The organism is Microbacterium sp. CGR1, from assembly GCF_001266755.1.
Lineage (GTDB): Bacteria > Actinomycetota > Actinomycetes > Actinomycetales > Microbacteriaceae > Microbacterium.
This window is the reverse complement of sequence record NZ_CP012299.1, coordinates 1,824,313-1,844,491: the sequence shown is the minus strand read 5'-3', so window position 1 is coordinate 1,844,491 and position 20,179 is coordinate 1,824,313. Positions and strand designations below refer to the sequence as shown.

The 20,179-nt window shown below is 69.3% G+C and carries 20 protein-coding genes; 12 read left to right on the top strand and 8 right to left on the bottom strand.

Annotated elements, in window-relative coordinates; all coding sequences use genetic code 11:
• The first annotated feature begins 36 nt into the window (after positions 1-36).
• Entirely contained in the window at positions 37-1,128 is a 1,092-nt protein-coding gene (locus AKG07_RS08930) for an ATP-binding protein (RefSeq protein ID WP_053097547.1), read from the top strand.
• Positions 1,129-1,149: 21 nt separating this feature from the next.
• Here the strand turns inward: AKG07_RS08930 and AKG07_RS08925 are convergent, their stop codons facing one another.
• The 3 genes from AKG07_RS08925 to AKG07_RS08915 form a co-directional block, all read right to left on the bottom strand.
• Positions 1,150-2,097, bottom strand: coding sequence for a DUF1214 domain-containing protein (locus tag AKG07_RS08925; protein ID WP_053097546.1), 948 nt, complete (start codon positions 2,095-2,097; stop codon positions 1,150-1,152).
• A 63-nt stretch (positions 2,098-2,160) separates the two neighbouring features.
• On the bottom strand, positions 2,161-4,236 hold the full coding sequence (locus AKG07_RS08920; RefSeq protein WP_053097545.1) for a bifunctional lysylphosphatidylglycerol flippase/synthetase MprF: 2,076 nt from the start codon (positions 4,234-4,236) through the stop codon (positions 2,161-2,163).
• A gap of 4 nt (positions 4,237-4,240) precedes the next feature.
• Positions 4,241-4,996 carry a hypothetical protein gene (locus tag AKG07_RS08915; RefSeq protein WP_150115106.1) on the bottom strand — a complete coding sequence of 252 codons (756 nt, stop codon included), beginning with the start codon at positions 4,994-4,996 and terminating at the stop codon, positions 4,241-4,243.
• A 102-nt stretch (positions 4,997-5,098) separates the two neighbouring features.
• Between AKG07_RS08915 and AKG07_RS08910 the strand changes: the two genes are divergently transcribed.
• On the top strand, positions 5,099-6,169 hold the full coding sequence (locus AKG07_RS08910) for a PQQ-dependent sugar dehydrogenase (protein WP_082298038.1): 1,071 nt from the start codon (positions 5,099-5,101) through the stop codon (positions 6,167-6,169).
• A 27-nt stretch (positions 6,170-6,196) separates the two neighbouring features.
• On the opposite strand, the gene AKG07_RS08905 is transcribed toward AKG07_RS08910, so the two are convergent.
• Positions 6,197-7,186, bottom strand: coding sequence for an oxidoreductase (locus tag AKG07_RS08905; RefSeq protein ID WP_150115105.1), 990 nt, complete (start codon positions 7,184-7,186; stop codon positions 6,197-6,199).
• Between the two features lie 49 nt (positions 7,187-7,235).
• On the opposite strand from AKG07_RS08905, the gene AKG07_RS08900 reads away from it, so the two are divergent.
• Positions 7,236-7,637, top strand: a complete 402-nt coding sequence (locus AKG07_RS08900; protein ID WP_053097544.1) for a MerR family transcriptional regulator — start codon at positions 7,236-7,238, stop codon at positions 7,635-7,637.
• A gap of 15 nt (positions 7,638-7,652) precedes the next feature.
• Here AKG07_RS08900 and AKG07_RS08895 read toward each other — a convergent pair whose 3' ends face one another.
• Together AKG07_RS08895 and AKG07_RS08890 are read right to left on the bottom strand one after the other, a co-directional pair.
• Complete coding sequence (locus AKG07_RS08895; protein ID WP_053097543.1) at positions 7,653-8,306, bottom strand: DsbA family protein; 654 nt, start codon at positions 8,304-8,306, stop codon at positions 7,653-7,655.
• Positions 8,307-8,389: 83 nt separating this feature from the next.
• Positions 8,390-8,806 carry a hypothetical protein gene (locus AKG07_RS08890; RefSeq protein WP_233277234.1) on the bottom strand — a complete coding sequence of 139 codons (417 nt, stop codon included), beginning with the start codon at positions 8,804-8,806 and terminating at the stop codon, positions 8,390-8,392.
• 88 nt (positions 8,807-8,894) lie between these two features.
• Here AKG07_RS08890 and AKG07_RS08885 point away from each other — a divergent pair, with 88 nt between their 5' ends.
• Genes AKG07_RS08885 through AKG07_RS08875 form a run of 3 tightly spaced genes read left to right on the top strand, consistent with a single transcriptional unit; the run spans position 8,895 to position 11,811 of the window.
• Positions 8,895-9,263: a PLD nuclease N-terminal domain-containing protein gene (locus tag AKG07_RS08885; RefSeq protein ID WP_053097541.1), complete on the top strand. Its 369-nt coding sequence runs from the start codon at positions 8,895-8,897 to the stop codon at positions 9,261-9,263.
• On the top strand, positions 9,260-10,924 hold the full coding sequence (gene menD / locus AKG07_RS08880; protein ID WP_053097540.1) for a 2-succinyl-5-enolpyruvyl-6-hydroxy-3-cyclohexene-1-carboxylic-acid synthase: 1,665 nt from the start codon (positions 9,260-9,262) through the stop codon (positions 10,922-10,924). The genes AKG07_RS08885 and menD overlap by 4 nt, the downstream gene beginning before the upstream one ends.
• Positions 10,925-10,968: 44 nt before the next feature.
• Positions 10,969-11,811, top strand: a complete 843-nt coding sequence (locus AKG07_RS08875) for a polyphosphate kinase 2 family protein (protein WP_053097539.1) — start codon at positions 10,969-10,971, stop codon at positions 11,809-11,811.
• Between the two features lie 22 nt (positions 11,812-11,833).
• On the opposite strand, the gene AKG07_RS08870 is transcribed toward AKG07_RS08875, so the two are convergent.
• Positions 11,834-13,120, bottom strand: a complete 1,287-nt coding sequence (locus AKG07_RS08870) for an isochorismate synthase (RefSeq protein ID WP_053097538.1) — start codon at positions 13,118-13,120, stop codon at positions 11,834-11,836.
• Between the two features lie 62 nt (positions 13,121-13,182).
• Here AKG07_RS08870 and AKG07_RS08865 point away from each other — a divergent pair, with 62 nt between their 5' ends.
• The 6 genes from AKG07_RS08865 (at position 13,183) to AKG07_RS08840 (ending at position 19,157) form a co-directional block, all read left to right on the top strand.
• Positions 13,183-13,746, top strand: coding sequence for a hypothetical protein (locus AKG07_RS08865; protein ID WP_053097537.1), 564 nt, complete (start codon positions 13,183-13,185; stop codon positions 13,744-13,746).
• A 56-nt stretch (positions 13,747-13,802) separates the two neighbouring features.
• Complete coding sequence (locus AKG07_RS08860; RefSeq protein ID WP_233277355.1) at positions 13,803-14,462, top strand: ubiquinone/menaquinone biosynthesis methyltransferase; 660 nt, start codon at positions 13,803-13,805, stop codon at positions 14,460-14,462.
• 45 nt (positions 14,463-14,507) lie between these two features.
• A complete protein-coding gene (locus AKG07_RS08855) occupies positions 14,508-15,569 on the top strand; it encodes a polyprenyl synthetase family protein (RefSeq protein WP_053097535.1) in 1,062 nt (353 codons plus the stop codon).
• Between the two features lie 58 nt (positions 15,570-15,627).
• A complete protein-coding gene (locus AKG07_RS08850; protein WP_053097534.1) occupies positions 15,628-17,001 on the top strand; it encodes an FAD-dependent oxidoreductase in 1,374 nt (457 codons plus the stop codon).
• Between the two features lie 65 nt (positions 17,002-17,066).
• Positions 17,067-18,116, top strand: a complete 1,050-nt coding sequence (locus AKG07_RS08845) for a hypothetical protein (protein WP_053097533.1) — start codon at positions 17,067-17,069, stop codon at positions 18,114-18,116.
• Between the two features lie 27 nt (positions 18,117-18,143).
• Positions 18,144-19,157, top strand: a complete 1,014-nt coding sequence (locus tag AKG07_RS08840) for an alpha/beta hydrolase (RefSeq protein WP_053097532.1) — start codon at positions 18,144-18,146, stop codon at positions 19,155-19,157.
• Positions 19,158-19,182: 25 nt separating this feature from the next.
• Here the strand turns inward: AKG07_RS08840 and AKG07_RS08835 are convergent, their stop codons facing one another.
• Positions 19,183-19,818, bottom strand: coding sequence for a GntR family transcriptional regulator (locus AKG07_RS08835; RefSeq protein ID WP_053097531.1), 636 nt, complete (start codon positions 19,816-19,818; stop codon positions 19,183-19,185).
• Positions 19,819-20,179 lie beyond the last annotated feature (361 nt).

The following is a 20,179-nucleotide window of genomic DNA, read 5'->3' as shown; positions in this document are numbered from 1 at the left end:
CTTTCGCCACCCGCCCTCTGCGGGCACTCTGAGTTCATGACCGCACTCACCATCGGCACGCCTCTCGACAGCGGGCTCGGAACCGTCACCCTCGATCCGCGGCGCTTCAACCGGCACACCTTCTGGTGCGGCCAGAGCGGCAGCGGCAAGACCTACGCGCTGGGCGTCGTGCTCGAGCAGCTCCTGCTCGAGACCGAGCTGCCGATGCTGATCCTCGACCCGAACGCCGACTTCGTGCGGCTGCAGAGCACGCGGCCGTCCGCGGCCCCGCATCACGCCGAGCGCATCGCGGACTCCGACATCCGGGTGTTCCGCTCGGGGCGCGTCGAGGGCGAGCCGTTGCGCGTGCGCTACATCGATCTGTCGCCGGCATCCAAGGCAGCCGTGCTGCGGATGAGTCCGATCCAGGATGCCGAGGAGTACAACGTCCTCCTCCATCTCGATCAGAACGCGAGGCTGCTCGGCTCGGATCGCATCGTGCCCCACCTGCGCGACGGCGGGCACGACGCCCGCAACAGACTCGCCGACCGCATGGAGAACCTGCAGGTGCTGGAGTGGGAGCTCTGGTCCCGCGGCGAGGCGTCGGTCGTCGACGTGATCGAGCAGCGGCCGCGGGTGACGGTGCTCGACCTCGGCGGATTCGACCACCCCGCCGAACCGAAGGTCGCAGCCCTCGCGGTGCTCGAGCACCTGTGGTCTCGTCGCGAGGAGCGAAAGCCCCTGCTCATCGTGATCGACGAGGCGCACAATCTGTGCCCTCCCGACCCGCGCACCGAGGTCGAGCGGGCGCTCACCGAGCAGCTGGTGCAGATCGCCGCCGAGGGGCGCAAGTTCGGGCTGTGGCTGTTCCTGTCGACACAGCGGCCGACGAAGATCCATCCGAACGTGCTCTCGCAGTGCGACAACCTCGGTCTGATGCGCGTCAACGCGCCGCGCGACCTGGCGGAGCTGGCCGAGGTGTTCGGCTTCGCGCCGGAGGCGGCGATCCGCAGGTCCCAGACCTTCACACAGGGTCAGGCCCTCTTCGCCGGGGGGTTCATCGCCGAGCCGACGTTCGTGCAAATGGGGGAGCGACTGACGGAGGAAGCGGGCGGCGACGTCTCGGTGCCGCTCCGCTCGACCCCGTAGCGCCACCCCTCGGGTGCGGGATCAGCTCGCCGTGAGTGCGGGGAACGCCCACGTGCCGTCCAGCACTTCGGGCCGAGGTCGGTAGAGACGCACCAGGTAGTTCCACCCTTGCGTGAGGGGAAGCACGTTGGGCAGTGCGGGGTCGCCGCCGAAGCGCACGGTGATCGACCCGTCCGGATCCCGCACGCCCGTCACGCTGTTGACGCTGTATGCACCGGCGTCGTTCGGAGCGAAATAGCCTTCCGCGTCGTACAGCGAGACGGACCAGAAGCCGTCCACCGGCACGTCGCCGACCCGCAGCGTGTACTCGCCGACCGGGAGCCGGGGATCGACGTTGATGTAGAAGGCCTCGTTCTCGGGCAGACCGCCCCAGGCGGCTGCGGTCCCGAGAAGGTGCCGCACGGGGTCGACGTCCTCGGCTCGACCGAAGCAGCGCTCCAGACCGCCGAGGCCCTTCGCGAGGGTGAGGATCGCCTGGCGGGTCTCGGCGAAGCTCGATTCGTCGTAGGCCGGCGCAGCGAACTCCCGCGCGCCGGTCGAGCTCACAGCGAGTTCGTCCTGCAGGGCGTTCACGATCGAGACATCGTCAGGATCCTCGGAATCCACCAGGATGCGAGTGGCCGCGAGCACGAAATCGGAACCGAGGTCTTCGGCCGAGAGCGAGTGGACGCCGGGGTCGTGTAGCACCCGGTCGATGTAGTGGCCCTCGTTCACCAGCATCACCGAGACGTACCGGTCGCCGGCATCCGGCACGGTGATCGTCGCCCCTTCGGAGATGTCGATGATCGCAGCGCTGTAGAGGGTGTCGCGATTCATCCTGATCACGGTCTGCTGGTCGATCGGCGTGGGCACTCGATAGTGGTTCCACCGGTTGGAACCGCCGGCCGACGCCGCGATCGCGGCGAACATGCGGGCGGTCTCGATCTCGGCGAAGTTCGCGAACGTGACGGGAACGGAGGTGTCGGTCATGGCTTCATCCTGGCGCTGCCGGTCTCGGCGAGCGCGGAATCATCACCTCAGGAAGGTGAGGCCTCAGTCCTTGCTGCCGCGCACCAGCTCCAGCCCCGCTCCCGCGAACTGCCTCAGCGTCGCATCCGGCAGGAACGCGCGGGTGAGCGCTGTGCCGATCGCCGCGAGATCGCTCTCGTCGCGGAAGAGCAGATACATGGTCTCGTACCGTGGGTGGAACTTCTGCTTGAAGCGGTGCAGCGAGCCGAAGCCGTACACGGGCTCGAGCGCTTCGGCGAGGCGTTCGCTGAGGACGGCGATGATGCCCGCGTCCGGCGGATAGTCGTGCGCGAGCGGAGCACCCGAGAGCGACATGATCTCGGCACCCTCCTCGGAGAACTGCTTCGCGGACGAACCGATCAGGTACTCCATGACCGGTGCGAAGCCGCCGTCGCGGCGGCGCATCAGGTCGAGCGTCCAGCCGCGCACGACGCCGCCTTCGCCATAGACCGGCAGCCACGAGAGGAAGCCGTCGACGTCACCGTTCGGGGCGATCGCGAGAGCGAGTCGCACCTCGCGGTCCTCCGCCTCATCCAGCGTGCCGAGAGTGAACCGCATCTCAGGCAGGTCCTTGTCACCGACCCATGCCTCGGAGATCGCACGCAGCTGCTGCCGTACTCCCCACGATTCGTCCGCCAGGCGCGTCATCCGGAAGGTCATCTCCTCGCGCCCCGCCCGATTGAGAGAGCTGCGCACCGAGTTCCAGCGCTTGCCGGTGAACTCCAGACCCGGCAGGTCGACGATGGTGTCGTCGGCGACGACCAAGCTGCGCCAGCCGGCGGGCACAGCGGCCCGGGTGGCGTCGTCTGCACTGAAGAAGCACGGGACGAGGCCCACCAGCTCCGCCGTGCGGATGAACTCTGTGACGGCGACTGCGCGGGATGCGGGCGGTCCGATCGGATCCGCGAGCGCGAGCGCCACACCGGCCCGTCGCTGGTAGGCGACGATCCCGGCATCGCTGCGGGCGTAGCTGTTGCCCTCCCAGGTCGTCATCCACGACAGGGTGCCCCCGCCGTGCGCACGCAGCTCGGTCTTCACGTCGTCGACCGTCGGGGCCGGCTGGATGCCGAGGAGAGACTTGCGCTTCGCCCGGAACGCGCGGCGCACGGCGATCAGGTAGACGAGCAGGATCACCCAGAGGAAGCCGTTGGCGAGCGCGAGCTCCGTCTCGCCGTCCCACCGCAGATCGACCTGCGCCTGCGAGAACACCGTGATGAGGATGAGGACCAGCGCTGCGACCAGGATGTTGAAGAGACCGAGCAGCATCACGAGAACCCACGCCCAGCGACGACCGCGCAGGAGTCCGTTCACGAGCACCACGATGACGACGAGGTCGAGCGCGAGGTCGATGAACCCTCCCGACGCGGGCTCGGTCGGGCCGAACGGGCCGTCGGTGGCGACGAGAGTCGTGATGATCTCGACCGCTCCGAGCACCATGAGCGAGATCACGGCGATCAGACGCTGCTCTCGCACCGTGGTCCGCTGCACACGCAGGGTGCGGTCGACGACGAGGATGAGCAGCACCGCGAGCAGGTGCTCGAGATCGGCGACCGCACCCCAGAACAGCATCGCGATGAACACGAAACCGAGCAGCACGAGCCAGCCGCGCACTCGCCATGGCGGGCGGAAGAGCCCGATCGCGGCGGCGATGCACGCCATGGTGCCGCCAGAGGCGCCGACATCGAGCGCCTGGGCCTGCTCCTGAGCCCAGGCCCAGGGCAGTTGCGAGGCGACGAACAGGACGAGCGCGGTGGCGAGGATCGCGAAGAGCTGTCCGACCCAGTAGTACGCGAGGGCGACCCTGGTGCCACGTCGGTATTCGAGATACGCCATGCCCCAGAATCCCGAGATCGTGAACAGGTACACCCACGGCTCGTTGACGAAGAACGTGCCGGTGAGCGGCGTCCACCACATCCCCTGCGCGAGGTTGGGCAGGCCGTATGCGACGGTGCCGAACAGGTCGGTCTTCTCGAACGGGGTCCACAGGCCCTGCCAGATCACGCCGACGGCGAGGATCACAGCCACCATCGCGAGGGTGGCAGGAATGCGCCGCAGTACGGCGGCGACGGGATGCGATGTGGGGGTTCGCGCCTCGGTCATGCGCTCAGCGTAGCGACCGACCGTCGCCTTCCGGAGTGGAACGTCGTGGCGCGTGATGGCTCCACGCCCAGCGGTAGCCGACGCCGCCGAACGTCATGAAGCCGGCGGCGAGCACCAGTCCGGCGACGATGCCGAGCGCGATCGCCCCGGCGAAAGCGCCGCCACCCGCGATCACGGCCGAGCCGACCAGCATCCCCACGACGCAGGCGTTCACGACGATCAGCAGCATGACCGAGCTGCCGAGCAGGATGCTCAGGCGACGGGGACGGAGGAACGAGTACGTGCGCTTCATCCCCGGTTCATCGTCGTGCGGCGAGGCGAGGAAGACATCGGCGACCTCCGGATCCAGGTCGACGTACGCGCCGCGGATGCGGTTCATCGCGACGACGTACATCATGTCCTCCTCCGACACGTTCATCACGCGCACCTGGGTCATGAAGCCGATGACCGCGAGGAACGCGAGGATCGCGAGTGACGCGCCGCCGAACCACCCGCCGAAGTCCGACGCCTGCCCCAGCAGTCCGATGGTCACGAGTCCGGCGGAGACGAGGGTCAGGAAGATCGTGATGCGCGACAGCACCTCGCTCTGCGCGGTGCTGCGGGCGGCGAGAAGCCCCCAGTGCTCGGTGGCGAGAAGCTGCGCACGGCGGCCCAGCACCGCATCCGACTCCCCGCTCGTCCGTGGCGGCGCGACATCGTCGTGCGGCCCTGCCGGCCCCTCCGCAGGCACGGGCTGCTCCACGGAAGCGCCCTCGTTCATATCGGTATTGTGCTCCTGCATCCGACTCTCCGAAATGGGTTCATCGGCACGCACACCCGGTCGACGCTGTCGCTCGGCGTCGATTCCGCGTTGGATGGAGTCATGTCCGCGCACCGATCCGATCGCTCCTCGACGACACGTCGGCGCGCATCCATCGCGTCGATCACGGCGAGCGTCGCCCTGCTCGCTGCCTGTGTGGCGCAGCCGACGTCGACGTCGGCGTCGGGGGCGGAGTCGTTCACGGAGGATCTCGACGTCCCCTGGTCGATCGCATTCCACGGCGACGTGCCCCTGGTGAGCGAGCGCGACACCGCCCGCGTGCTCGAGATCGCCGAGGACGGCGAGGCGCGCGAGGTCGACGTGATCGACGGGGTCTCGCCGGGTGGCGAGGGAGGCCTGCTCGGGCTCGCGGTGCACGACGGCGAGCTCTACACGTACGTCACCGCCGACGACGAGAACCGGGTCGAGCGGCGGCCGATCGTCGGAGACGCCGGTGCGCTGTCGCTCGGACCCGCCACCACTGTGGTCGACGGCATCCCCGCCGCGGGAAATCACAACGGCGGGCGCATCGCGTTCGGCCCTGACGGGATGCTCTACGTCACGACGGGCGATGCCGGCGACCGCGACAGTGCGCAGGATCTCGACGCGCTGTCGGGCAAGATCCTGCGCCTCACTCCCGCGGGTGAGGTGCCCCCCGACAACCCGTTCGATCAGTCGCCCGTCTACAGCTACGGACACCGCAATCCGCAGGGCATCGCCTGGGATGCCAAGGGCACGATGTATGCGAGCGAGTTCGGACAGGACACCTGGGACGAGCTCAACGTCATCGAGGCCGGCGGCGACTACGGCTGGCCCGAGGTCGAGGGGATCGCCGATGACGACGAGCACATCGATCCCGTGCAGCAGTGGAGGCCCGACGAGGCGAGCCCGAGCGGCATCGCTGTCGTCGGCGCGGACATCGCGATCGCCACGCTCCGCGGCGAGCGGCTGCGCGTCGTGCCACTCGATGACCTGACCTCCGGCACCGAGCGGTTCGTCGGGGAGCTCGGCCGGCTGCGCGACGTCGTCGCCGGACCGGACGGCATGCTCTGGTTGCTCACGAACAATACCGACGACGGACGCGGAAGCCCCTCGCCCGGCGACGACCGCATCCTCCGTCTCGCCGCCGACTGACGGAAGCCGCCCGACGCGGGCCGCCGCTCAGGCGAAGCCGTCGACTCCCGTCGCGGTGACCGAGAGCGCCCACAGCCGCTCGGCGGCCTCGGGATCGATCGCCCAGTGCTTCACGCCGCCGGTCGTCATGTCCGTGTGCTCGGGCGGGACGATGCCCTTGATCGAGCAGTCCTCGCAGTATGCGCCGCTGCGATCGATCAGCTCGGGAGCCGTCGCGGCCCAGAGACCCGTCGACGCCCCCTCTGCCGGAGTCTTGAAGCGCGGGTTCGGCGTTCCGTCCTCGTCGATCCAGCCGCGCGAGATCAGCTCCTCGCGGGGCACGTGCCGCTGCAGGTCGGTCATGATCCCGCCCGGGTGCACCGAGAAGGCGAGGATGCCGCGGGCCGCGCCACGACGGGCCAGCCCGACGGCGAACAGCGCGTTCGCCGTCTTCGACTGCCCGTATGCGACCCACGGGTCGTAGGGCGTCGTCTCGAAGTCGATGTCCTCGAATCGCACGGGGGAGCGGAAGTGCCCTCCCGAGGAGTAGGAGACGACGCGAGCGCCCTCCGGCAGCAGGTCGGCCACTCCGTTGACCAGGGCGAAGTGGCCGAGGTGGTTGGTGCCGAACTGCGACTCGAAGCCCTGCGCGGTGTGACCGAACGGGGTGGCCATGATGCCGGCGACATCGAGCACGAGATCGATCGGGCGTCCGTCGCGACGGACGGTCTCGGTGAACGCTGCCACCGAGTCGAGGTCGCCGAGGTCGGCGCTGCGGATGTCGACCGCGTCGATCCCTGCGAGCGCCTCCTCGGCGGCGTCGATGCGACGCGCAGGCACGATCACGCGCACTCCGGCATTCGCGAGCGCACGCACCGTCTCGAGTCCGAGTCCCGAGTATCCTCCCGAGACGATCGCGGTCTTGCCCGAGAGGTCGACCCCGGCGATCACCTCGGCCGCAGTGGAGCGATAGCCGAACTCCGAGGTGAGGGGCTGCTGACGGGCGATCATGTCGAGAGGGTGGAGTGCATCTGTCATGCTCCGACCGTACGATCTAGAGTGCACTCGAAGTCAAGGAGGAGTCCTCGTGGAGGATGTGATCGACACGACGCGCACGTTCAGCATCGGAGAGCTCGCCCGTCTGGCCGGCGTGAGCGTGCACACGCTGCGCTGGTACGAGGCAGAAGGGCTCTTCCCTCGCGACGTGCCGCGCACCTCCGGCGGTCGGAGGGTCTACGCCCACGACTCGCTCGCGTGGCTCGCGCTGCTGGCGCGACTGCGCGAATCCGGCGCCCCCATCGCCATGCTGCGTGAGTACGCCGCCCTCGTGCGCGCCGGCAGCGGCAACGAGGCCGAGCGTCTCGCCCTGCTGCGCGCGCACGAGCGCTCTCTCGACGCGCAGATCGAGACGCTGATCGCCTGCCGTCAGGTCGTCAGCGCGAAGGCGGGCGCGTACCAGGAGGCGCTCCTCGCCCGAGGACTCCTCTGACGACGGCTCTGCGGGCTACTGCTCCACGGCCTTCTCCAGAGCCGCTTCGAGGTCCCCCCACGCCTCCAGCACCACGGGCTCGCCGTCGATGAAGAAGCTGGGGGTGCTGCGCACTCCGAGCCGCTCGCCGTCGCTCCTGTCGGCCTGCACGCGATCGAGCGTCGCCGGGTCGGTGATCGCCGCATCGTAGGCGGCCATGTCGAGTCCGAGCTCGGCCGCGATTCCCCGGAACACCTCGGGCGTCTCCTCGGACTTCTCGCCCCACTGGGCCTGCGTCTCGAAGAGGCGGTGGTACATGTCCTCGAAGCGGTCCTGCTGTGCCGCGGCTTCGGCGGCGAGAGCGGCCTGCGTCGAGTTGATGTGACCGGGCAGAGGGAAGTACCGCACGACGTAGGTGATCTCGCCCGAATACTTCTCGCGCAGGTCTTCGACGATCGGATAGAACGCTCCGCAGGCCTCGCATTCGAAGTCGAGGAACTCGACGACGGTGACGGCGTCCGGTCCTCCGTCGTCGAGGACGTGCGAGTCGGTGCGGACGGTCTGCCGCTTCTCGCCCTCGGGCGGCAGGGGTTCTGCGGGGCGCTGCGACAGGGCGTAGGCGACGCCGACGATCGCGAGGACGATCGCGGCGGCGACGGTGATCAGGGCCACCTTGGCAGGGGTCTTCATGGGTTCTCCAACGGTTCGGATCAGGCAGGGTGAGTGAGCCGCGACGAGCGCGGCCGGGGTCGCCGACGAGCGGCGTGCCTGATTCAGGTGCGGGAGACCGAGAGCTGAGCGAGGGTGAGTGCGGGGACGTGCAGACGAGGACCGGCGCGGCTCGGAGCCGATGCACGCACCGCCGCAGCGCGACCGATCAGCGGCGCGCCTCTGACGGAGCGCAACGAGAGCAGCACGAGGAGGACGCAGCAGAGCGCCGCGACCATGACGATCCCGGCGTCGTCCGACGGAGCGGACTCGACCACGCTCGTCTCGTCGTGGTGCGCGGTGACCGACGCGACGTTCGCGCCCGGAGCGAGGCACAGCGTCGTGTGCGCATCCGCCTTGCCGTGCGACGCCGACCACGCGCCGATGACGAGCAGCAGGGCGAGGCCGAGGGCGAGACCGACCCGGAGGATCAGCATCCGCTCGACGCCCTGGTGACGCAGTGGCATCGACGGGGGAGGCATGGTCCGCGCAGTCTAACAATCGGGCATCGGCGCCCGCGCTGAGCGCCCAGGCAGATCCACGCGTCACAGACCCGCCTACACTGGAGGGGTGGCGAGACTGTTGATCGTTGGCGGCTTCCTGGCCGCCATATTCTGGGTGTACAGCATCGTCGACTGCGCAGTGCAGCCGCCGACGCGACACCGGGGCGTGCCCAAGGCCGCCTGGATCGCCATCGTCATCCTCATCCCGGTCATCGGGGGCATCCTCTGGTTCACGATCGGCCGACGCCGCGCGAACGACAACGGCGGAGCGATCACGATCATCGCGCCCGACGACGACCCCCAGTTCCTCCGCAGCATCAGCAAGAGCGAGCAGGATGCGCGCATCCGCCGTCTCGAGGAGGAGCTCGCTCGTCTCGAGGACGAGACCGACGACGGAGCCGCACCGGACGGTACGGCGCCGGACGCGCGTCCGTGACCTCATCGCCCGCGACGGATGCTGCGGCATCCCTGATCGCCGACCTGATCGGCCACGGCGTGCGCGATCTCGTGCTCTCGCCGGGGTCTCGATCTCAGGCGCTCGCGCTCGCCGCGGTGCATGCCGCGAATCAGGGGCAGCTGCGTCTGCACGTGCGCATCGACGAGAGGGTCGCAGGATTCACCGCGCTCGGTCTCTCGCGTGAGACGGGTGTGCCCGCGGCGGTGCTCTGCACTTCGGGGACCGCTGCCGCCAACCTCCTTCCCGCAGCGATGGAGGCCTTCCACTCGGGGGTGCCGCTGCTGCTCCTGACGGCCGATCGGCCGCCCGAGCTGCGCGGAGTGGGAGCCAATCAGGCCACCATCCAGCCGGGCATGTTCGCCTCCTGGGTGCGCGAGCAGATCGATGCCCCCGTGCCGGGCGACGGTGACTGGGCGGGTCTCGCGATGCGCGCCGTCGCCGCGGCGACGGGCGCGGATGCCACCCACGGTCTGGCCGGTGTCGCCGGCCCCGTGCACCTGAACCTGCCGTCGCGCGAGCCGCTGTCGGGCGACGTCCCGACCGTCGACATCGTGCCGGGCGACGTGCCCAGACCGGTGGCGGCAGAAGCGCTCCTGCTCGAGCGGGGGCCGCGCACGGTCGTCATCGCCGGCGCCGACGCGGGACCGGATGCCGAAGAGATCGCGCACGCCGGATCCTGGCCGTTGATCGCCGAGATCGTCAGCGGTGCACGCTTCGGCCGCCAGGTCGTGCACGGCTATCGTGCGCTGCTGCGCGACGACGAGCTGGGCGGTCGCATCGAGCGCGCCGTCGTGCTCGGGCACCCGACCCTCAGTCGTGAGGCGGCTCGCCTGCTGTCGCGGCCGGGTGTCGACGTGATCGCCGTCCGACGTGGCGGCGAGGCTCTCGATCTCAACGGCCGCACGACGGCCGCTGCGTCCGTGTCGGTCGCACCCGGCGTCGCCGACCGCGAGTGGCTCGGTGCGTGGCTCACGGCATCCGCGGCTCACGCCGTCGATCTCAGCGAGCGGGCGCCCGACCAGGACGGTCTCACGTCGACCGATCCGTCGGCGCGGCGCGACGCGGTGAAGGCTGAGCTGGCGGCGGTGCGCCGGCCGCTCGACCGTGAGCTGCTCGCCGACGCCGTCTGGCGGGCGACCTGGCCGCACGATCGACTCGTCTTCGGCTCGTCGCGGCTCGTGCGGGTGGCCGATGCGGTGCTCGGTGGCAAGAAGGTCCCGGTGCACGCCAACCGCGGGCTCGCGGGTATCGACGGCACGATCGCCACCGCCACGGGCATCGCGCTCGCCAGTCAGGCCGGGGGAGCGCCCGGGGTCACCCGCGTGCTGCTCGGCGATCTGACTTTCCTGCACGATGTCGGCGCCCTGCTGCTCCCGCCCGACGAGCACGAGCCTCGCATCCAGGTCATCGTGGGCAACGACGGCGGCGGCACGATCTTCGACGGCCTCGAGGTCGCGGGCACGGCGGATCGGGCCGATCTCGATCGCGCGTTCTACACGCCCCATGCCGTGCGGCTCGAGCAGCTGGCACTCGCCTACGGATGGGAGTACCAGCGCGTGACGACCCGCACGGCACTCGACCAGGCCCTCACCACCCCGGCCGGTGGCCGTCAGCTGATCGAAATCCCGCTGTCCCGCTGAGGATCTTCGCCTCCGCTGCGGATGCGCAGTGGCAGGATGAACGCATGACAGCGCATGAGTGGGCCAAGGCCCTCCAGGTCGGCGACGGATTCCGCCTCTCCGACCTCGATCCGCAGAGCACACCTGGCTACAGCGGCGCGAAAGCCGACGGCAAGCGCGATCTCGAGGCGGGCCTCGACGAGCTCAATCAGCTGCAGGAGCGGCTCTTCGCCGAGAGCCGCGTCGGCGTGGCGAAGGACTCGGTGCTGCTGATCCTGCAGGCGATGGACTCCGCGGGCAAGGGAGGCATCGTGCGCCACGTGGTCGGCGGGGTCGATCCGCAGGGCGTCGCACTCACGGCGTTCAAGGCGCCGACCGACGAAGAGCTCGAGCACGACTTCCTGTGGCGCGTGTCCAGGCGCCTCCCGGAGCCCGGGTTCATCGGCGTCTTCGACCGCTCGCACTACGAGGACGTGCTGATCGGTCGGGTGCGTTCGCTGGCCCCGGCGGACGAGATCGAGCGCCGGTACGACGCGATCAACGAGTTCGAGGCCGCGGTCGCCGCATCGGGCACGCGCATCGTCAAGGTCATGCTGCACATCTCGCCGGACGAGCAGAAGTCGAGACTGATGGAGCGGCTCGAGCGACCCGACAAGCACTGGAAGTACAACCCGGGCGATGTCGACGAGCGACTGCTGTGGGACGACTACATGGCGGCGTATCAGATCATGTTCGAGCGCACCTCGACCGAGGCGGCTCCGTGGCATGTGATCCCGGCGAACCACAAGTGGTTCGCCCGCCTCGCCGTGCAGGAGCTGCTGCTCGACGCGCTGCAGCGGATCGATCCGCAGTGGCCGGCGGCCGACTTCGATGTCGACGCGGAGAAGGAGCGGCTCGCGGCGAGTTGACCGCGGGCGGTCCGGGCGCGGGTCAGGCGAGCGCGTCGACCAGCGGACGGAACTTGACCCGGGTCTCGAGCAGCTCGGACTCGGGGTCGGATCCTGCGACGATGCCTGCGCCCGCGTACGCGGTGACGGCGATGTCGGTCTCGGCGGGGGTGAACTGCGCGCAGCGCAGCGCGATGGCCCACTCGCCGTTGCCGGCCGCGTCGACCCATCCCACCGGACCGGCATACCGCCCGCGGTCGAACGGCTCGAGCTCGCGGATCGCCGCGATCGCCGCAGACGTCGGGGTGCCGGCCACGGCGGCGGTCGGATGCAGGGCGCCGACCAGGTCGAGTGACGAGCCGCCATCGGCCAGCTCGCCCTCGACGTCGGTCGCCAGGTGGAAGAGGTTCGGCAGCTTGAGCAGGAACGGCTGCTCGCTCGCCGCCAGTGCGCGGGTGTGCGGACGCAGCGAGGCCAGCACGCTCTGCACCGCGTACTCGTGCTCGTCGAGGTCCTTGGTGCTGGAGGCCAGGTGGCTGGATGCGACGGTGTCGGCATCCGCGTCGGCTCCGCGACCGATCGTTCCGGCGAGCACGCGGGCGGTGACGGTGCGCTGCTGCACGGTGACGAGGGTCTCGGGACTCGCGCCGATCAGCCCGTCGACAGCGAACGCCCACGTGTCGGGGTATCCGGTCGACAGCGCGCGCACGAGCCGGCGCAGGTCGGAACCGGCCGGGATGCTGCCGGTGAGGTCGCGTGCGAGTACGACCTTGCTGAGCTCGCCGGCGGCGATGCGTTCGAGTGCCTGCCGCACCGAGTCCTGATAGCCCTGCGGGCTCTGGGCACCGGGGCCGACGGTGCCGGCCCAGTGCGGGCCGTAGGCGATCGTCGCCGCTTCTGGCCGCGGCTCGGTTGCAGTGGGCCGCGGCGCGGGCGCGGGTGCCGACGCCGAGGACGAGCGGATGCGGGTGATCCAGGTGCGCCCGTGGTGTCGACCGATCACGAGCGCCGGCACGACGAGGATGCTGTCGGCGGCGGAGTCCTCGTCGAAGGTCAGCGCACCGAAGGCGACCAGTCCGGAGCCGGGGAGCCCGAGCTCGTCGTCGATCTCGGCATCCTGCGCGAGCTCTCGCCATGCCCGAGCGATCGCAGCGGATCGCAGGGCCGCTGCGCCGGCGGGGATGCGGACCGTCTCGACGATGGCGTCGCCGACGGCGACGATGCCGTCGCCGCGGCGCAGCCAGGCGAGAGGCCGCGACGGGTCGGCGTAGGCCAGGAGATCCTCGACCGGATCGATCTCACGGGTCTCCACGACCAGCCTGCTGCTCACCCCTCCAGCCTAGTTCGTCACCCGTCGACCGGGATGTGACAGGCCACGCCTACGCTGAGTGCATGAGCGACGTCCGCCCCGCACCCGGCACCGAGATGATCTTCCAGTGGCGCAAGTGGGACGGGTCTCCGCACTGGCGTCATGAGTGCGTGTACCTCGGCGCCGACGAATGGGGCGACTGGCTCGGCCAGCCCGTCGGCTGGTCGAGCGCTCGACCGGGCGCGGGCTACATCGCCGAGGCCCCCAATGTCACGCTCGTGCCGAGGCGGTCCGACTTCGCCCTGACCGTGAACCGTGACCACCCGAAGGGCATGCGGATCTACATCGACATCGGATGGGAGGTGCGCTGGTCGGACGACCCGCTCCTCGCCGTCGGCATCGACATGGACCTCGACGTCGTGCGGGTCGAGGGTCCGCGCGGCACATGGGTCGACGACCGCGACGAGTGGGCCGAGCACAGCGTGAGCTACGGATACCCCGCCGAGATCATGGCCGGACTCGAGGCTCTGGCCCTCGATCTCGAGCGGCGGGTGCGAGAGCGCATCGCCCCTTTCGACGATGCCACGCCGGATCTCTGGCTCGACCGCCTCGACGCGCTGCACCTCGCGCCTAGACTGGGCGTGTGACCTCGAACGAAGCCAACCGCGCCGATCTCGGCAAGGACCCCGCCCGCGTCAGCGGCATGTTCGACCAGGTCGCCGCGGGCTACGACCGGACGAATACGGCGATGACGATCGGCAACGACGCGCTCTGGCGCGCGGCCACGACGAGGGCCGTCGCCCCGAAGCCGGGGGAGAAGATCCTCGACCTCGGCGCGGGCACCGCGTCCTCGTCGGCATCCCTCGCCCGCAGCGGTGCGCAGGTCGTCGCCGCCGACTTCTCGCCGGGCATGCTCGCCGAGGGGCAGCGCCGCCACGGCAGCATCCGCAATCTCTCGTTCGTGCAGGCGGATGCCACCGATCTGCCGTTCGACGACGGCGAGTTCGACGCCGTCACCATGTCGTACGCGCTGCGCAACGTCAACGACCCGAAGAAGGCGCTGCGTGAGCTGCTGCGCGTCACGAAGCCGGGCGGTCGTCTGGTGATCAACGAGTTCTCGACCCCGCCGGGCTCGGTCTTCCGCGCCGCGTACCGGTTCTACAACTCGCAGGTGCTTCCTCGGGTGGCTCGCGTCGCCGGCACCAACGGCGACGCCTACGACTACCTGAACGAGTCGATCCGTGACTGGCCCGACCAGAAGAAGCTCGCCGCGTGGATCCGCGAGGCCGGGTGGACCGAGGTCGAATACCGCAACCTCTCGTTCGGGATCGTCGCGCTGCACCGGGCGTTCAAGCCCGCGTGAATGCGACGCGCGTACCCGCCCAGCTGACGACGGTAGGCTGAGACCGTGACTTCGAGCCGCGTAGCCCCGGGTTCGCGACTGGCGAGCCGTCTCGGTTTCAGCGACCGTGTCTTCATCGGCACCGCCGGTCGACGCATCGCGCAGGCGATCGAAGACGGGCTCGAGCTCGTCGAGACCGGTCTTGCCGACGACGTGCGTGTGGCCGATCCGCTCGCCGATGCCGCCAGCCGCTATCTGTACGAGGCGGGGGGCAAGCGCATCCGCCCCGTGCTGACGCTGCTCGCGGCCCAGCTCGGCGACGGCAACACCGATCAGGTGATCGATGTCGCGAAGGCGCTCGAGATCACCCATCTCGGCTCGCTGTATCACGACGACGTCATGGACGGTGCGGATCGCCGTCGTGGAGTGCCCGCGGCGCAGACCGTGTGGGGCAACAACATCGCGATCCTGACCGGCGACATCCTCTTCTCCCGTGCGAGCCAGCTGATGTCGCGCCTGGGCGAGCGGGCCATCAGGCTGCAGGCCGACACCTTCGAGCGCCTCGTCCTCGGACAGATGCACGAGACGATCGGCGCTCAGCCCGACGATGATCCCATCGAGTTCTACCTGCAGGTGCTGGCCGACAAGACCGGCTCTCTCATCGCCGCGGCGACGCAGGGCGGCGTGATCTTCTCCAACGCACCGTCGGAGTACGAAGAGCCGCTGCGCGTGTACGGCGAGAAGATCGGCGTCGCCTTCCAGCTGCTCGACGACGTGATCGACCTGTCGGCGAAGCCCGAGGACACCGGCAAGGTGCCGGGCACCGACCTGCGGGCCGGGGTTCCGACGATGCCGTACCTGCTGCTGAAGGCCGAGGCCGATGATGCCTCGATCGGTCTCGCCGCTCGCATCGACGACGGGGTGGCGCGCATCGCCGAAGGGGCCGACCCCGCGATCCTCGACGGACCGCTGACCGAGCTCCGCGACCACGTCGGAACGCAGAAGACCCTCGCGCTCGCGCACTCCTGGACTCAGGATGCGATCGACGCGCTCGCCCCGCTCCCGCGTGGCACCGTGCGCGAAGCGCTCACTCGTTTCGCAGAGACCCTCGTCGAACGCTCCAGCTGATCGCATCGCGGCCCTCGGCCGCGTGCGCCGGGCGTGACGGCATACGAAAGGACCCCTTATGACCAAGCTCAGACTGGCCATCGTCGGAGCGGGCCCCGCCGGCATCTACGCAGCAGACATCCTGCTGAAGGCCGAGCGCAAGTTCGACGTCTCCATCGATCTCTTCGAGCAGCTCCCCGCCCCCTACGGCCTGGTCCGCTACGGCGTCGCACCCGACCACCCGCGCATCAAGGGCATCGTCAACGCGCTGCGCGATGTGCTCGACCGCGGTGACATCCGGCTGTTCGGCAACGTGCGGTTCGGCGAGGACATCACCCTCGACGACCTGAAGAAGCACTACAACGCGGTCATCTTCGCCACCGGCGCGATCCGTGACACGACGCTCGACATCCCCGGTATCGACGCGGTCGGCGCCTACGGGGCAGCAGACTACGTGAGCTGGTTCGACGGCCACCCCGATGTGCCGCGCGAGTGGCCGCTCGACGCCGCATCGGTCGGTGTGCTGGGCAATGGCAACGTCGCTCTCGACGTCGCCCGCATGCTGGCGAAGCACGCCGAAGACCTGCTCGTCACCGAGGTGCCGGAGAACGTCTACGAGGGTCTCAAGGCGAGCGCCGTCACCGATGTGCACGTGTTCGGACGCCGCGGACCCGCTCAGGTCAAGTTCACCCCGCTCGAGCTGCGTGAGCTCGGCGAGCTGCGTGACGTCGACATGGTCGTCTACGACGAGGACTTCGACTACGACGAGGCGTCGAAAGACGCGGTGGCCAGCAACAAGCAGGTCATGGTGATCGACCGCATCCTGCAGTCGTGGCGCAAGCGCGACTCGGTCAACAATGCGGGAGGCACGGCATCGCGTCGTCTGCACCTGCACTTCTGGGCCCGCCCGGTCGAGGTCCGCAAGGACGACGCCGGTCGCGTCGCGGCCCTCGTCTACGAGCGCACGAAGCCCGACGGACAGGGCGGAGCCGTGGGCACGGGCGAGATGCGCGAGGTTCCGCTGCAGGCGCTCTACCGCGCCATCGGCTACTTCGGCTCGCCGCTTCCGGGCGTTCCGTTCGACAAGAAGCACGGCGTCATCCCCAACCGCGAGGGCCAGGTGCTCGCCAAGGACTCGAACCAGCAGATGCCCGGCATCTACGCGACAGGGTGGATCAAGCGCGGACCGGTGGGCCTGATCGGCCACACCAAGTCGGATGCCATGGAGACCGTGCGGCACATCATCAACGACCAGGGCTCGTGGTGGCACCCGGAGGACCCGTCTGAAGAGGCGATCCCCGCCCTGCTGCTCGAGCGCGGTGTGAAGTGGACCGACCTCGAAGGCTGGCATCGGCTCGACGAACATGAGGTCGCTCTCGGTGCGCCGCACGAGCGCGCGCGCGTCAAGGTCGTGCCGCGTGACGAGATGGTGCGCGTCTCCCGCGGAGAGTGACCGACACCGGATCGTTGTTGTCGGCACCCGGTGCGCCTGCGGGGCGGCATCCGTAGGGTGAAGGGATGCGACTGCGATCCCTGATCGTCCTCGGCACCGCCGCTCTGCTGCTGGTGTCAGGGTGCACTGCCGAGCCGGCCGCCGAGCCGAAGCCATCAGGGTCGCCGTCTGCGACGGCGTCGTCGACCGGCACACCGTCCCCGACGCCGGCGTCCATCGTCGAACCGGCGGCGGCGTTCGATGTGACGTGCGACGACGTCGCCGCCACCATGGCCGAACTCGTGGGGGAGCCGTCGACGCCGGTCGCACCGGCGCTGTCGCTGGTGTCAGCGATGGGCTGGCTGCCAGGCCCCGGGCAGTACATGTTCCAGCGCGCAGGAGGAATCGCGTGCTCCGCGGGCGACACGGAGCGCAGCTGGGAAGTCACGATCGTGCCGGATGCTCGGGCTGTGATCGCCGGCGCGACCGAGCGTCAGGGCTTCTGGGGTGAGCAGGCGAGTTGCGAGGACGGGCGCTGCGGCTTCGAGCTTCCCGACGGAGACGTGCTGCTGTCGGCCACCGTCGTCGACCCCGATCTCGGAGCGGATGACACCGCTCCGATCGAAGAGGCGCTGCGTCGGATCGCCGCCTCGGCGGCTGCGAGCCTGCGCGACGTCGACTACGTCGAGAGCGACATCGTCGGTGCGCCGTGCGAGCGCTTCATCACACCGGAGCAGGTGAATGCCGAATTCGGAGTGACGGATGCCGCGCTCTTCTCGGACTTCGGCGGCTGGGGCATCCCAGCGGAGGTGTACGAGGTCGTCAACGGATCGCGCATCTGCTATTTCAAGTCGGCCGGGAGTGAGTACGAAGGATCCAGCTATCTGATGCTCACGACACTTCCCGCCGGGGCATGGGCGTTCGAGAAGATCGACGGCGACCCCGTCGAACTCGAGGGAGCCGATGCCGCCACGGCGAGCACGGGTGCGAACGGCGAGAGGATCGTCGACGTGCGAGTCGGTCCGGACTGGATCCGGCTGGTGACCTTCGACAACGGAGCCGGGGCCGCTGATCCGGCACCGCTCGCGCAGCAGGTCGTGCGCAGCCTCACGGTCGGACACACCGCTCCCCAGTAGTCGACACCGTTTCGATAGCCTGGCGGCATGCCTGAGTGGATACCGGACGTCCTCGGCGACGAGTTCGAGCAGCTCACGCTCGAGCTCGGCGAGGACGATGAGGGACCGCTCGTCGCCACGCTCGTGCGTGCGGTGCCGCGGGACCGGCCCTGGTGGGACCGGCTGCGCGGGCAGAGCCTCCCGCTGGACGATGTCGACGTGCTCTATGTGCACGGCTGGTCGGATTACTTCTTCCAGAAGCGGCTCGCTCGATTCTGGACGTCTCGCGGGGCGCGCTTCTTCGCGCTCGACCTGCGCAAGTACGGCCGGAGTCTGCGCGATGGGCAGACTCCCGGCTACATCACCGACCTCGTCGCGTACGACGAGGACATCGCCGCGGCTCTGTCCGCGATGGGGCACGGGACTGGAGCCGCGGCATCCCCCCGGCGGCTCGTGCTGCTCGGCCACTCGACCGGCGGACTCACCCTGAGCCTGTGGGCGTCGCGGCACCCCGAGACGGCGGATGCCGTGATCCTGAACAGCCCCTGGCTCGAGTTCCAGGTCGCTTCCGCCCGCCCGCTCATCGCTCCGGTCGCCGAGCTGCAGGCCAGGTGGGCTCCTCGGGAGGTCGCGCCGCAGGTCGATCTCGGCTTCTACACCCGCGCGCAGCAGGAGGTCGCCGACCCCGACGATCCGGTCGAGGTGAACCTCCTCTGGCGTCCGGCGCAGACGATGGCCGTCCACGCGGGGTGGTTCCACGCGATACTCACCGGACACGCCAAGGTCGCGGCGGGGCTGACGATCGACGCGCCCGTGTGCGTGCTGCTGTCCGCGCGCTCAGCGACGCCCACGCGATGGTCGGAGGACCTCACCCGAGCAGACTCGGTCTTGGTCGTCGACGACATCGCGCGGGCGTCGCTGAAGCTCGGTCCGTCTGTCACTGTCGAGCGCATCGACGGAGCCCTGCACGACGTCTTCCTCTCGCGGCATGGGGCCAGAGAGGAAGCGTATCGCCGCCTCGACCGATGGGTCAGAGGCTGGACGGCCGCGCGCCGACAGTGATCAGGCGCAGTGTCCGACCCAGTGGTCAGACGTAATGCATCAGACGTGCCTGCTGCTCGGCCTCGTCGGCATCGCCGCGCAGCACCGCGTCGTGGAAGTCCCGGTAGACCTGGAGCATGCGCTCGCGGTCGTTCTCGGGCACGCTCCAGCCGCGGAGATTGCGGAAGAGAGCCATGCTCGCGTCGTTGATCAGCACCTGGTGCTGCGCGTTACGACTGCGCGCGCTGAGGAACGAGAACACCGCCCACCGTGTGTTGGAGATGTGCACGTCGTCATCGAGCGCCGTGTACATCTCCTCGACCAGTGCGGCGAGACTCTCGCGGTCCTGCTGGCTCATCCGCGCGACGCCCATCCGCGCGGCCATCCCCGCCTGATACCCCGCGAACTCGAGCGTCTGCTCGACGGTCTCTGCCGTGACGGCGGTGACCTCGGTGTATCTGCTCGGGTACATCGTCACGAGCCCGAGACGCTCGAGACGCTGTAACGCCTCTCGCACCGGAGTCCGTGACACATGCAGTTCTTCGGCGACGTCGACATCGCGGATGCGATACCCCGGCTCCAGCACACCGTCGACGATCTGCGCGCCGATGTGCTGAAACACCTCCTCCGCCAAGAGCTGCTTGCTTTCTCGAATACTCGTCATCGAGTTGTTGGTGTTCATGGACTGCCCCCAGTTGCTTTCCAGATCCGGGCTCCCCATGATGTGCCCGGACGGCCACTACATCACGAAGTGGATCGCGATGCCAATAATCCACAGACGAGTTTTCCGACGATCACGCAGGCGCTTGTCGTCGTCGCGTCGTCGCAGGATTGAGTACGGGTGATTCTGTGGTCGGCGAGTGTTGGGACACTCGCCGACCACAGACGATGGCGTGCACGGAGCTGAACTGCGCCCAGTCCCCACAAGGCGGGAACCGCGATCCGCGAAGCGCGGAACCGTGGTTCGGCAGCGCGTCATGCATCGCCGCATCGTCTGTCGCGTCGGGACGCGACTGCATCCAGTCTCGGTCACTCCGACCCAT

Bases quoted from the DNA above. Each gene is read 5' to 3' on its own strand.
- AKG07_RS08930 (WP_053097547.1), top strand. From the start codon at position 37: ATGACCGCACTCACCATCGGCACGCCTCTCGACAGCGGGCTCGGAACC.
- AKG07_RS08925 (WP_053097546.1), bottom strand. From the start codon at position 2,097: ATGACCGACACCTCCGTTCCCGTCACGTTCGCGAACTTCGCCGAGATC.
- AKG07_RS08920 (WP_053097545.1), bottom strand. From the start codon at position 4,236: ATGACCGAGGCGCGAACCCCCACATCGCATCCCGTCGCCGCCGTACTG.
- AKG07_RS08915 (WP_150115106.1), bottom strand. From the start codon at position 4,996: ATGAACGAGGGCGCTTCCGTGGAGCAGCCCGTGCCTGCGGAGGGGCCG.
- AKG07_RS08910 (WP_082298038.1), top strand. From the start codon at position 5,099: ATGTCCGCGCACCGATCCGATCGCTCCTCGACGACACGTCGGCGCGCA.
- AKG07_RS08905 (WP_150115105.1), bottom strand. From the start codon at position 7,186: ATGACAGATGCACTCCACCCTCTCGACATGATCGCCCGTCAGCAGCCC.
- AKG07_RS08895 (WP_053097543.1), bottom strand. From the start codon at position 8,306: ATGAAGACCCCTGCCAAGGTGGCCCTGATCACCGTCGCCGCCGCGATC.
- AKG07_RS08890 (WP_233277234.1), bottom strand. From the start codon at position 8,806: ATGCCTCCCCCGTCGATGCCACTGCGTCACCAGGGCGTCGAGCGGATG.
- AKG07_RS08875 (WP_053097539.1), top strand. From the start codon at position 10,969: ATGACAGCGCATGAGTGGGCCAAGGCCCTCCAGGTCGGCGACGGATTC.
- AKG07_RS08865 (WP_053097537.1), top strand. From the start codon at position 13,183: ATGAGCGACGTCCGCCCCGCACCCGGCACCGAGATGATCTTCCAGTGG.
- AKG07_RS08860 (WP_233277355.1), top strand. From the start codon at position 13,803: ATGTTCGACCAGGTCGCCGCGGGCTACGACCGGACGAATACGGCGATG.
- AKG07_RS08850 (WP_053097534.1), top strand. From the start codon at position 15,628: ATGACCAAGCTCAGACTGGCCATCGTCGGAGCGGGCCCCGCCGGCATC.
- AKG07_RS08845 (WP_053097533.1), top strand. From the start codon at position 17,067: ATGCGACTGCGATCCCTGATCGTCCTCGGCACCGCCGCTCTGCTGCTG.
- AKG07_RS08840 (WP_053097532.1), top strand. From the start codon at position 18,144: ATGCCTGAGTGGATACCGGACGTCCTCGGCGACGAGTTCGAGCAGCTC.
- AKG07_RS08835 (WP_053097531.1), bottom strand. From the start codon at position 19,818: ATGAACACCAACAACTCGATGACGAGTATTCGAGAAAGCAAGCAGCTC.